This window comes from Amycolatopsis dendrobii (genome assembly GCF_014145675.1).
GTDB classification, from domain to species: domain Bacteria; phylum Actinomycetota; class Actinomycetes; order Mycobacteriales; family Pseudonocardiaceae; genus Amycolatopsis; species Amycolatopsis dendrobii.
Genome location: NZ_JACGZW010000004.1, coordinates 351,627 through 363,392, shown reverse-complemented (window position 1 = coordinate 363,392; position 11,766 = coordinate 351,627). Strand labels below are relative to the sequence as shown.

Sequence of the window (11,766 nt, the reverse complement as noted above, 5' to 3'; positions counted from 1 at the left end):
CGCTGGGGGTTTCACCGCCCGGACAAGGACTGGGGAATCGTATGCACACGTTGACACGCAGGCTGCTGGTGGTGGGAGCCCACGGCGACGACGAAACGCTCGGCGCGGGCGGGACCATCGCCCGGCTCGCCGACGAGGGCGTCACCGTTTCGCTTTGCATTCTCACCAACGACGACGGTTCGCGTTCGGCCGCCGGCACCGAGGTCACGAACCGCACCGACGCGATCGAACTGGCCGCGAAAACGCTCGGCATCGAGCGCGTGCGAGTCCACGAATTCGGCGACAACCGGCTCGACACGGTCAGCCATCTCGCGCTGAACCAGGTCGTCGAGCGCGAGGTCCGCGAATTCGAGCCGGATACCATTTTCGCCACCAGCATGTGCGATCTGAGCACCGACCACGCGCTGGTCAGCCGCGCCGCGCGGGTCGCCGGACGGCCGGGCAAGGGCCCGGTGCGCGAGGTCCGCACGTTCGAGATCCGCTCCGCCACCGACGTCGGAGAGGCTTCCGGGCTGCCGGTCACGTTCCGGCCGAACTGCTGGCAGATCCTCGACGAAAGCCACCTCGAACGCAAGATCGAAGCGCTGCGCGCCTACGGAAAAGAGCTCGAGCCGTGGCCGAATCCGCGCAGCGAACGCGGCGTCCGCGCTTTGGCCGAATACCGCGGCTCCCAGGTCAGCGCCGGCCTCGCCGAGGCCTTCGAAATCGTCCGCTCGGTCCGATGACCGGCTTTTCGACCGCTTTTTCCGCTCGCTTTTCCCCAGCCCATCCAGAAACGGGTGACCAGGAATGACCAGTACTGTCGCTGAATTCGAGACCATCGCCGAACGGAACGAACTGACGTCGGTCGCGGTGATCGGGATGGGCTACGTCGGCCTGCCGACCGCGCTCGGCCTGCACGCCGGCGGCGTCGGCGTGATCGGCATCGACCTGTCGCAGAACCGGCTCGACTCGATCCGCTCGGGCGAGGTCGACCTCATCGAAGCCGACCACCGCAGACTCGAGAAAGCCGTGCACCAGGAGGATTTCCAGCTCACCACGGACTCGGCGCGGATGGCCGAGGCGGACGCGGTGCTGGTCTGCGTGCCGACCGGGCTCGACGAGTACCTGATGCCCGACCTCGGCCCGCTGGAGGCGGCGTGCGCGGCGCTCGTCGCGAACGCCCGCCGCGGCCAGACGTTCATCCTCACCTCGACCAGCTACGTCGGCACCTCGAACCGGCTGCTGGTGAAACCCCTGGTGGCCAAGGGATTCACGATCGGCCGCGACCTGTTCGTGGCGTCCAGCCCGGAGCGGATCGACCCCGGCAACGTCACGCACACCCAGGCCGAGACGCCGCGCGTGCTCGGCGGCGTGACCCCGGTGTGCACCGCGATGGCGCAACGCGTGATCAACGTGCTCACCCCGAGCGTGCACTGCGTCAGCTCGCCGGAAGCGGCCGAGATGACCAAGCTGTACGAGAACACCTTCCGCGCGGTGAACATCGCGCTGGCCAACGAGTTCGCCGAGATCAGCGACGGTTTCTCGATCGACCCGATCGAGGTCATCGACGCGGCGGCCAGCAAACCGTACGGCTTCATGGCCTTCCACCCCGGCCCCGGCGTCGGCGGACACTGCATCCCCTGCGACCCGCACTACCTGCTGTGGCAGCTGCGCGCGACGCAGAGCAACGCGCCACTGGTCACCCAGGCGATGCACGCCATCGCGGAGCGGCCGAAGCAGGTCGTCGACCGCGTACTGAACACACTGTCGCGCGAAGGCAAGGGCATGGCAGGTACGCGCGTGCTGGTAGTCGGCGTGACGTACAAGCCCGGTGTGCAGGACGTGCGTTCGTCGTCCGCGCTCGACATCCTCGACCTTCTCGCTGCGAAGGGCGCGAAGGTCGGCTACTACGACCCGCTGGTCCCGAACGTCCGGGTGACCGGCGGTTCGCTCGACACCGTCCCTGAGCCGGAAGGCCAGGACTGGGACGTCGCGCTCATCCACACCGTCCAGCCGGGCCACGACTACGAATGGCTCACCGACTGCTCGACCGTCATCGACGCTACGTACCGCTTCGACCGCGCGCTCTTCGCCAACTGAGAAAGGGACATCAACGTGCGTTACCTGATCACCGGAGGCGCCGGGTTCATCGGCTCCCACCTCACCGAGCACCTGCTGGCCCGCGGCGACGAGGTCGTCGCACTGGACAACCTCAGCACCGGCACCCTCGACAACCTCGCCGACGTCGCCGGGCACCCCGGCTTCCGGTTCGTGCGCGGCTCCATCACCGACCCGAACGCGGTCGAATCGTGCATGGCGGGCATCGACGCGGTCTTCCACCTCGCCGCCGCGGTGGGCGTGTTCACCATCCTCGACAAGACGATGGACAGCCTGCGCACGAACCTGCACGGCACGGAGAACATGCTCGACGCGGCGCTGCGGCACGACGTGCCGATCCTCGTCGCGTCCACGAGCGAGATCTACGGCAAGAACACCGCGGACGGCCTGCGCGAGGACGACGACCGGATCATCGGGTCGCCGCTGAAGAACCGCTGGTCCTACGCCGAGGCGAAGGCGCTGGACGAGACGTTCGCCCACCTGTACGCGGTGGAGCACGGCCTGCGCACGGTGATCGTGCGGCCGTTCAACACCGTCGGCCCGCGCCAGACCGGACGCTACGGCATGGTCATCCCCCGGTTTGTGCAGCAGGCCCTGGCGGGCGAGCCGATCACGGTGTTCGGCGACGGACAGCAGACCCGCTGCTTCTGCCACGTGCACGACGTCGTGCCCGCGCTGGCGGACCTGCTCGCCGACGATTCCGCGTACGGCAAGGTGTTCAACCTCGGCAGCAACGAGCAGACCACCATCTCGCAGCTGGCCGAGCGCGTGATCGGCGCGACCGGATCGAGCAGCACCATCACGAAGGTGCCGTACGAGGAGGCGTACGGCGACGGGTACGAGGACATGCAGCGCCGCATTCCCGACTGCACCCGCGCGTACAACCAGATCGGCTTCGTGCCGACGCGCTCGCTGGACGACATCATCGAAGCGGTGGTCGCCGACCGCCGATCCTGACCCTGCTTCCGGTTCCGGTTCCGGTGAAGGGCCTCTCGCGTAGTTCGAGCGAGAGGCCCTTCACGCGTTGCGGAGCTTGACGTAGACGGCCGTCAGGTGACGGTCGGCGGTGTTCGCGGACACTCCCAGTACCTCCGCGATCACCGCCACCGGCGTGCCCTGCGCGGCGAGTTCCGCGACCCGCAGCTCTACGTCGGTCAGCACCTTCGCCCCGTTCTCCCTCACTGCCCGGCACCGGCCAGTTCGCCCGCCAGCGCGCTTCGCCCGGCTACGCCGAGTTTCCGGTACACCCTGGTCAGATGTTGCTCCACAGTGGACACCGTGATGTACAGCGTTTCGGCGATCTGGCGGTTGGTCCGCCCGTGCGCCGCGAGCTCCGCGACGCGCAGTTCGGCCTCGCTCAACGCGGTCGCCGCCGCTCCCTCCGGATCCGCGCGAGGCGGCTCCGGTCTCGACACCACCGGACGCGGCGCGAGCGGACGCATCGGCTGTCGCGGCACCTGCACCGGTTTCACCAAGCCTGCCGAACGTTCCGCGCGCTGGCCGAGCTGGTTGATCGCGCGGACCGTGCGGGCCAGCTCGAGCCGGTCGCCGGATTCCTTGAACGCTTCCGCCGCCCGGTTCAGCAGGCCGGACCGCGCGCCGCTGTCCCCGGCGAACGCGAGCACCCGCAGCGCCACTGCCTGCGAGAACGCGTCCGTCGTGGCCGCCAGCTGCTGTTTCGCCAGCTCGACCGCCAGGGTCGGGTTGCGCAGCCGCAGGTTCGCCTCGGCGAGATCGGTGCGCCACGGTGCCACCGCGGGCAGGTCGAGATTGCGGTCACGGAGAATCCGTTGGCACTGCTGGAAATCACTCACCGCAGAGAGCCCGCGGTTCGTGGCCAGGTGGAACTGCCCGCGCGCCCTGAGGAACCGTACGCCGCCGAGTGTCGTGTACACGGTTTCAGGCAACGCGTGTCGCAACACTGCTGCTGCGGCCTTGAACGCGCCTGCTGCGGTGTACGCGGTCAGCATCGTCGCCAGCGGGTACGTGATCGCTACGCCCCAGTTCGGCTCGTCAAGCAGCGCAAGTGCGCGGCTCGCCGCTTCGGCCGCTTCGGCAGGTTCGCCGCGACGCAGCAGCAGGCTTGCGCCGAGAGCGTCGAGCATCGCCTTCCACGTCACTGCACCGCGATACTCGGCTTCCTCGGCCAGCGAAGTGCACCAGCCCTCCGCGCGGTCCGCCTTGCCGTCGTACGCAAGCGCGAGAATCGCCGTAGCCAGCGCTTCCAGCGAAGTGTCGGAGAGCCGGCAGTTCTGGAGAATCCGCTCCGCGCACACCGAGGTCTCTTCGCTGCCGCCTACGCGCCACACCGATGCGAGCGTGGTCGCCGTGCGCATCCAAGGATCCGATGCGTCAACCGACAGCTCTGGCGCGGTGCCGTAATGCCAGTGCGCGGCGAGCGTCAGCTCCGCGGCCGTTCGCGGATGCAGCGGCTCGAGGTCGTCACCCAGCCGGACCAGCGCGGACTCGAACGTTTCCCGGTCACCGAACCACAAGGACTGGCGCACCAAGGCGATCCGGTCCGATTGGTCCAGCGAAGCGGCTTCGCGCAACGCCGCGAGATGCGGTGCGGCCGCCGCCGGGTTGACCCGCCACGTGATCTTGGCCAGGAGCTGCGAAATCATCTGCTGCTCCCACGACGCAGTGGTCGTCGCTGCCGCCAATTGCAGACAGCGGGTCGCGAAGTCGACGTCGTCGCCGAGCATCACCTGCTCCGCCGCCGCGACCAGCACCGGCAACGCCCACTCCGCCTGAGCTTCGCCCGCCGCCACGAGATGCCGCGCGACCTCCGGTGCCGACAACCCGCGTGCGTGCTTCACCTCAGCAGCCCGGATGTGCAGTTGCACCTTCTCAGACCCGCGCAACCCGCCGACGACGGCCGCCGCGGCCGGTTGCTGCCGGAACCGCACGCCGTCGACCAGCCCAGTCTCCACGAGCAACCCCGCGGACGCCTCCGCCTCGACCGGGTCCACGCCCGCGACAGTCGCGACCGCGTCCGTCGTCACGTCGGTATCCAGCACCGCGATCGCCGTCGCCACTTCCCGCAGCGGCGAACCGTAACGATGCAAAAGCCGTTGCACCGCATCGGAATACACCGCGCCGTCGTCCACCGAACTGCGGCGTGCGTCGACCAAAGCGCTGACCAGCAACGGATTTCCCGCGCTCAACCCGTGAATCCGCTCGGCCTCGCCGTGATCCGCGACCAGCTGTGCGATCGCCTCCACGGTGAACGGCGTGAGATGCACGTACCGATGCGGCTGCGCGGCGAATTCGACGCCCTCGCCGGAATACCAGCCGTCCGGCTGCGTAAGCACCAGCAACATCGCGGCCGACCGCGCCCGCCGCTGCAATCGCAGCAACAACCGCGCCGACGTCTCGTCCACGTGCTGCAAATCGTCGACCGCGATCAGCAGCGGCCGCTCGCGCGCCAGCCGGTGCAGCGCACTGCACAACGCGGCGATGCGGTCCTCGCCGTCCGCCGCGGCCAGCACTTCGCGCGGCAACGCCGGACTTGCCAGCAACTGGTCGAGCACGCCTCCGTCGACGTCACGCTCGTCGGCCGCTCCCGCCGCAGTGAGCGTCAGAACGCCCAGCTCACGGGCTCGTGCCACGACTTGGTTCTGTACTTGTGTTTTTCCGCTGGCCGGTCCTCCGCCGACCACTACCGTGTCTCCTGCCCCCGCATCGCATTCGATCAGCAGGCCCTCAAGGAGGGACACTGCTTCGTTCGGCTCGGTGCGGCGGTTCTGCCCCCAGTTCACGCCCATCGCAAGCTCCTCGACCCAACGGTCATCTTCCTGCGTGTGCCACAGTCGCAGCCGCCCCCTAAGCACAGCCAACCGCGATCTAAAGTCACTCAATCAGGTGATCACGATTACCTTGCGTTGTTTCCAGCTGGACCTCGTTACGATGCCGCCTGGTCGTGAGGGGCATTGGCGCGCCGCCGTTGCCGCTTTTTGGCTCCGGACAGTGATCTTGCTCGGCTTGGTCCCGCAGTCGGGGTTGACCGCTTCGAGCGATAGAGTAATCGAACGCGCGTTCGATTCAATGGAGAGGTGTCCACGACTACCACGCTCCCCGCCTGGCAGCTGTCAGACCGGGACCTGACCAGCAGACTCCTGACCACGCAAAGACAACAGAACGTCGCCTACGCCGCCCAACTGGAGACAATCCGGGAATTGGAAGCGCGCGGTGCCTTGCCGGAGGGCTACACCTCGACTTCGGCCTACCTGGCGACGATCCTGCACGTGACCCTGCGCGAGGCGCGCGCCCGGATCGCCCAAGCCACCGGCACGCTGCCGCTGACCTGGAAAGCGCTGTCCGCGGGCGAAATCACCGCCCAGCACGCCGCCGTCATCGCCGAATTCCTCGCTGACGCACCGAGATGGCTGACGCCCGAGGACTACACCGTCGCCGAGGACACTCTCGTGACCCTCGCGGCGCAGGCCAACCCCAGCGTCGTCCGGCGCGCCGCGACCCGGCTGAAGATCTACTGGGACAACGATCCCGCCGACGTGCCCGGCTCCCCCGACTTGGACCACGGCTTGGACCCGGACTCGGTTCCCGACGCGGGCTCGGACTCCGACTCGGGTTCGCGTCGCGAGGAAGCCGCCCGTCCCTGGCGGGAATTCCGCTGGCAGTGGACCCAGGCCGGCCGTTTCCGCTTCAGCGGCAACGTAGACCACGAAACCGGCACCCTGATCGAACAACTGCTGGTTCCCCTTGCCGCACCGGACCCCGCGACCACGCCGGACACGCCTGACCCCCGCACCCCGTCCGAACGCCACGGCGACGCCCTCGCCGCGATCGTCGACCTGGCCGCCCGCACCCCGGACCTGCCCGCCAAAGCCGGCGAACGAGCAGTCGCGACGGTCACGGTCGACTTGGAAACCCTGCGGAGCACGGCTAAAACGGTCGTCGCGGAAGACGAATCCGTGCTGTCCGCGGCCGGCCTGCGCCGAATCCTGTGCGACGCCAAGGTCTACCCCGCGGTCCTGGGCACCGAAGGCCAGGTCCTGGACCTGGGCCGCTCCGCCCGCACCGCCACGAACGCCCAGCGCCGCGCCCTGGCGATCCGCGACCGCGGCTGCACCTTCCCCGGCTGCGACCGCAGCCCGAAGTGGACCACCCCGCACCACATCGTCCACTGGGCCCACGGCGGCCCCACCGACCTGAACAACCTCGCCTCGTGCTGCGAACGCCACCACCGTCTCCTGCACCACAGCGGCTGGAAAATCGTCCTCCGCGACCAGGCCGTGCACTGGATCCCGCCGTCCATCCTCGATCCGGAGCAGAAACCGCTCCGCAACACCGCCCACAACCCACCGCCCGCCCCGCTAGGCCACTCACCACGGCAAGCCGCGAGACCACGCCCGGCTCCCGCTCCGCCCCCGTCGGCCGCAGCCTCATGAGCGCCACGCCGAACGCCACTCGCGCCGGACTCGCATCCACAACCACGAGTCCGGCCAGTGGTCCTGCCCGGGCTCAGAACCCCGCGCGACCGCGTTCAGCGCGCCTCCCGCCAACACCGCCCCTCCCCTGCGGCACCCCAGGCCGCTAGGGGTTGCCGCACGCGGCCGCGCCCCGAACACTCCTGGTTTTGTGACCGCAGTGGACGAAACACCCGCGAACGCCCGCACAAGCCGGTGGATCCGCCGTTTCCACCCGACCGAAGGGGCACGAGTGCGCCTGGTGTGCCTCCCGCACGCCGGCGGGTCGGCGACCGCCTACTTCCCGCTCTCCGCCACCGCGGCCGGGCAGGACTTCGAGGTGGTCGCCGTCCAGTACCCCGGCCGCCAGGACCGGCGCGCCGAACCATGCCTGGACACGGTCGCCGCCATCGCCGACGCGATCGCCGACGACCTGGCCGGCTGGTCCGACCTGCCCGTGGCCCTGTTCGGCCACAGCATGGGCGCCACCGTCGGCTACGAGGCGGCCCGCCGCCTTGAGGCGCGCGGCAATCCCCCGCTGGGCCTGTTCGCGTCCGCTTGCCGGGCCCCGTCCGCGCACCGGATCGAGTTCATCCACCAACGCGACGACGACGGCCTGATCGCCGCGCTGAAGGAACTCAGCGGCACCGACGCCGGCGTACTGGGCGACGACGAACTGCTGCGCATGGTCCTGCCCGCGATCCGCGGCGACTACACCGCCGTGGAAACCTACCGGCACCTCCCAGGCGTGGAACCGAGCTGCCCGATCCAGGTCCTGGTCGGCGACACAGACCCGGTCACCGACCTGGACGAGGCCGGCGCCTGGCGCAACCACACCACCGGCCCCTGCCAGGTGAAGATCTTCCCCGGCGGCCATTTCTACCTGAACGACCAGCTCAACGCCGTCCTGAAGACGATCACCACAACCCTGGCCGCTTGGCAACCGGGAATCTACCGGGGATAAGGGTGGGGAAACCCCAGGGAAGCTTCAGGAGCACACCCCATGGCTCCGGCTCCCCCGTTCCGAGAAACTAGGTACATCAAGGAAACACCCCCTCAACCAGGAGGCCATCATGATGGCGATCACCACCGCCCCCGGCGTCACCCAGCGCATGCTCGCCAACGGCCACCTGGAGCTGACCTGCCGCACGACCAACCGCCACATCGAGTGCGAGCCGGTTGCCGCCGCGATGTGGATTGCGTTGAAGCAGCACAACGGTGACGTCGACCAGGCCGCCACCACCCTCTCCGCCCTGTGGGAAACGAACGAGGACGACACCCGCTACGACCTCATCGCCCTGGCCGGTTCCCTGTGCTCGCTGGGCATGGCCACCGAGTCGTAACCCCGGGCGCGCCTCGAGCCCGGCGCGGGTCGATCCGCAGCAACTCTCCCCGTCTGGTCCGACATCCGCGTCGAGGATCTGCGGCCAAAACGGAAACCACGGCCGCATCTCCCCGACGCACGGCCAGCCCAATGCACCACCGCTCCGCCAAACGCAGCCCTCAGGTCTGTGCCAAAGCCCGCTCGATCGCGCGACGCGCCCGCCCGGCAGCAGTCCGGTCGTGCTGAAGCTGCATCGCCGCGTTCAGTGCCAGCCCGGCGGCGATGATCTCGAACAACGCCTGATCGACATCGAACCCAGCAGGCAGCTCACCGCTCTCCACTGCCTCGGCCAGGTCCGCACGCAGCTGGCCCCGCCAGCGCGACCACACCTCGGCCACCGCGTCGCGCACCCGGCCCGGGCGGCCGTCGTACTCGCTGAGCGCCGCGGTCATCAGGCAGCCGCCGGGCAGCAGCGGCGCTTCCAGGTAGTCCACGGAGTTGGCGCACACCGCGCGCAGCCGCCGGAGCCCCGGCGGTTCGGGCAGCGCGGGTTCGACCACCCGGTGCCAGAAGTCGACGAACGCCTTGTCCAGTGTGCAGATCTGCAATGTCTCCTTGGTGCCGAAGTGCTTGTGCACTCCGGACTTGCTCATCTCCAGTTCCTCAGCGAGCCGGCCGATCGTGATCCCGTCCAGCCCCTCCGCGGAGGCGATCTCGGCCGCGCGGTCGAGGATCCGGCCTCGGGTGGCCTGTGCTTCGGCCGCTGAGCGTCGCGGTGACATGCGAGAAGTATAGCGTACGTGCGTTCTCTATTGATTAGAGAACGCCCGTACGCTAAATTTCCGGCAACCAAGACCACGACGAAGGAGCACGAGATGCGGGCGCGCCGCCTGGGCTGGGCCGGACTGGAAATTGAAGCGAGCGACGAGCGACTGGTGATCGACTACGTGCAGGACCTGTCCCCGCTGTTCACCGGATGGAAGTCCGGCGAAGGACTGGCGACGCCGAGCGGGAAGGCCATGGCCGCACTGGTCACCCACTTGCACCGGGACCACACCGACGCGGCCGCGCTCGCGGAGGTGCTGACACCGGGAGCGCCAGTGCTCCGCCCGCCACCCGGCTATGGGGACGACGCGGACAACGTGACGACATTGCCCGCCGAGCGCGAGTTGACCCTGCACCGACTGCCCGCCGAAGTCGTCGAGCCCTGGTCCGCCAGGGAAATCGGACCGTTCCGACTCACCGCGGTCCCGGCCGTCGACGGGCTGGGCGACCCGCAGCTGAACTGGGTGGTCGAAGCTGCCGGGCAACGGATTTTCCACGGCGGCGACACGATGTTCCACGGTTACTGGTGGCTCATCACCCGCCGGTTCAGCCCGTTCGACGCGGTGTTCCTGCCCGCGAACGGCGCGGTGGTCGACGCACCGCATCTCCAGCCGCCGAGCCCCGTGCCCGCCGCGTTGGACCCGAGGCAAGCCGCCGCGGTCGCGGATATCCTCGACGCTCGGTACGCGGTGCCGATGCACTACGAGACGGAGCAGTCGGACAAGGTCGCCGGATACGTCGAGATTTCCGATCCGGAGGCCGAGTTCCGCGCACATGCCGGGCGGCGGGCACACGTGCTGCCGGTCGGGGAATGGCTGGACCTCGCTCAGGCAACCGAGAACTCCGGCGTGACAGCGGGTTGAGACAGCAGGACACCAACCCAGCCGAGCCAGCGCACCCGCGGTGGCGAACCGTCGATCCGCCGTCCGAGAATCCATTGTGGACACGCCAGAGCCCCAAGGGACAGGGCACCGCGAACCCCGCCGTTGCCGTGCCCGCCTCAAGCAGGCTAGGCTCAGATGGTATTAACATCTGACGTGAGCATCACAGTGACCGGCCATCGCACTGGCCAAGAAAGGAGCTGGTCAGCAGGTGCGCGTGCTCTTCACCAGCCTCGCTTCGGTCGGTCACACCTACCCGCTCATCCCGCTCGCGGTCGCCGCCCGAGAGGCCGGGCACGAGGTGCATTTCGCCGCCGGGGAGAACGTCCACGCGTGCTTGCACCGCAACGGGCTGCGGCCCTTTCGGCCCGCGGATTCGTTCTACGAGATCTATGCCGAAGACCTCGAACCCGAACTGACCCGGTTGCGCCCTGATCTCGTCGTTCACGAATGGGGGCAGCCGGGTCCGGCTGTCGCGGCGGAGCGGGCGGCGATCCCCGGGCTCTGGCACGGGTTCGGCCGCATGTTTCCCGCCGGGATCGGGTTAGAGCGGCCCACGCTAGGGCGGCCGCATCTCGATATCTGTCCGCCGTCCTTGCAGGACAAGGACTTTCTCGCGACAGCTGAGCGAATCGAACTGCGGCCCGTCGCCTATTCCGAGCCGGCGCTGCCCGAGTGGCGTGCCGGGACGAGTTCGCGACCGTTGATCTACCTGACGCTCGGCACCGCCTTCGGCACGACGGAAGTGCTCGGCACAGCCGTCCAAGGCTTGTCGGCGCTGGGTGCCGACGTGGTGGTTTCCGCCGGGAACGTCCGGCTTGGCGAGGTGCCGAAGAACGTCGCGGTCCACAGCTGGGTCCCGCAGGCGGAGCTGCTGCCGCAGGTCGACGCGGTCGTGCACCACGGCGGCAGCGGTACGACGCTCGGCGCGCTCGCGGCCGGGGTGCCGCAGTTGGTGCTTCCGCAGGGAGCGGACCAGTTCGCCAATGCGGAAGCACTCAGCGCTGCGGGCGCTGCGTTGCAGATCCTTCCCGGAAAGCTGAGTGCGGAAAGTGTTGCCGAGAGCGTGCGGAAGCTGTTGCCCCGGAGCAGCGGTTATCGCGACGCGGCCCGCGCGGTCGCTGAGGAGATCGCGCAAATGCCGTCGCCGGGCGAGGTTGCGCGGGAGTTGCCTCGGTGGGCCGGCACCGAGTAGGGAGCAATGGGG

Annotated in this window: 11 protein-coding genes; 8 read left to right on the top strand and 3 right to left on the bottom strand. The window is 68.9% G+C overall.

What is annotated here, in order from left to right; translation table 11 throughout:
* Positions 1-41 precede the first annotated feature (41 nt).
* From H4281_RS13595 to H4281_RS13585, 3 genes are all read left to right on the top strand, one after another.
* Positions 42-725 (top strand): PIG-L deacetylase family protein, encoded by a 684-nt coding sequence (locus H4281_RS13595; RefSeq protein WP_182891239.1) that lies wholly within the window; start codon positions 42-44, stop codon positions 723-725.
* Between the two features lie 64 nt (positions 726-789).
* The gene (locus H4281_RS13590) at positions 790-2,082 is read left to right on the top strand and encodes a nucleotide sugar dehydrogenase (RefSeq protein WP_182891238.1); all 1,293 of its coding nucleotides are present in this window, start codon (positions 790-792) and stop codon (positions 2,080-2,082) included.
* 15 nt (positions 2,083-2,097) lie between these two features.
* The gene (locus tag H4281_RS13585; RefSeq protein WP_182891237.1) at positions 2,098-3,057 is read left to right on the top strand and encodes an NAD-dependent epimerase/dehydratase family protein; all 960 of its coding nucleotides are present in this window, start codon (positions 2,098-2,100) and stop codon (positions 3,055-3,057) included.
* Positions 3,058-3,117: 60 nt separating this feature from the next.
* On the opposite strand, the gene H4281_RS13580 is transcribed toward H4281_RS13585, so the two are convergent.
* A complete protein-coding gene (locus H4281_RS13580; RefSeq protein WP_182891236.1) occupies positions 3,118-3,282 on the bottom strand; it encodes a LuxR C-terminal-related transcriptional regulator in 165 nt (54 codons plus the stop codon).
* Complete coding sequence (locus H4281_RS13575) at positions 3,279-5,867, bottom strand: helix-turn-helix transcriptional regulator (RefSeq protein WP_182891235.1); 2,589 nt, start codon at positions 5,865-5,867, stop codon at positions 3,279-3,281. Before H4281_RS13575 ends, H4281_RS13580 begins: the two co-directional genes overlap by 4 nt.
* 288 nt (positions 5,868-6,155) lie before the next feature.
* On the opposite strand from H4281_RS13575, the gene H4281_RS13570 reads away from it, so the two are divergent.
* From H4281_RS13570 to H4281_RS13560, 3 genes are all read left to right on the top strand, one after another.
* Complete coding sequence (locus H4281_RS13570; protein WP_182891234.1) at positions 6,156-7,511, top strand: HNH endonuclease signature motif containing protein; 1,356 nt, start codon at positions 6,156-6,158, stop codon at positions 7,509-7,511.
* A gap of 271 nt (positions 7,512-7,782) precedes the next feature.
* A complete protein-coding gene (locus tag H4281_RS13565) occupies positions 7,783-8,493 on the top strand; it encodes a thioesterase II family protein (RefSeq protein WP_312872102.1) in 711 nt (236 codons plus the stop codon).
* A 109-nt stretch (positions 8,494-8,602) separates the two neighbouring features.
* Positions 8,603-8,872, top strand: coding sequence for a hypothetical protein (locus H4281_RS13560; protein ID WP_182891233.1), 270 nt, complete (start codon positions 8,603-8,605; stop codon positions 8,870-8,872).
* A 160-nt stretch (positions 8,873-9,032) separates the two neighbouring features.
* On the opposite strand, the gene H4281_RS13555 is transcribed toward H4281_RS13560, so the two are convergent.
* Positions 9,033-9,635 carry a TetR/AcrR family transcriptional regulator gene (locus H4281_RS13555; protein ID WP_182891232.1) on the bottom strand — a complete coding sequence of 201 codons (603 nt, stop codon included), beginning with the start codon at positions 9,633-9,635 and terminating at the stop codon, positions 9,033-9,035.
* A 93-nt stretch (positions 9,636-9,728) separates the two neighbouring features.
* Here H4281_RS13555 and H4281_RS13550 point away from each other — a divergent pair, with 93 nt between their 5' ends.
* Positions 9,729-10,541 carry an MBL fold metallo-hydrolase gene (locus H4281_RS13550; RefSeq protein WP_182891231.1) on the top strand — a complete coding sequence of 271 codons (813 nt, stop codon included), beginning with the start codon at positions 9,729-9,731 and terminating at the stop codon, positions 10,539-10,541.
* A gap of 229 nt (positions 10,542-10,770) precedes the next feature.
* Entirely contained in the window at positions 10,771-11,754 is a 984-nt protein-coding gene (locus tag H4281_RS13545) for a glycosyltransferase (protein WP_182891230.1), read from the top strand.
* Positions 11,755-11,766 lie beyond the last annotated feature (12 nt).

What these genes read in the sequence shown, in the direction of transcription:
- H4281_RS13595 (WP_182891239.1), top strand. Translation starts at nt 42, where the DNA reads ATGCACACGTTGACACGCAGGCTGCTGGTGGTGGGAGCCCACGGCGAC.
- H4281_RS13590 (WP_182891238.1), top strand. Translation starts at nt 790, where the DNA reads ATGACCAGTACTGTCGCTGAATTCGAGACCATCGCCGAACGGAACGAA.
- H4281_RS13575 (WP_182891235.1), bottom strand. Translation starts at nt 5,867, where the DNA reads ATGGGCGTGAACTGGGGGCAGAACCGCCGCACCGAGCCGAACGAAGCA.
- H4281_RS13560 (WP_182891233.1), top strand. Translation starts at nt 8,603, where the DNA reads ATGATGGCGATCACCACCGCCCCCGGCGTCACCCAGCGCATGCTCGCC.
- H4281_RS13555 (WP_182891232.1), bottom strand. Translation starts at nt 9,635, where the DNA reads ATGTCACCGCGACGCTCAGCGGCCGAAGCACAGGCCACCCGAGGCCGG.
- H4281_RS13550 (WP_182891231.1), top strand. Translation starts at nt 9,729, where the DNA reads ATGCGGGCGCGCCGCCTGGGCTGGGCCGGACTGGAAATTGAAGCGAGC.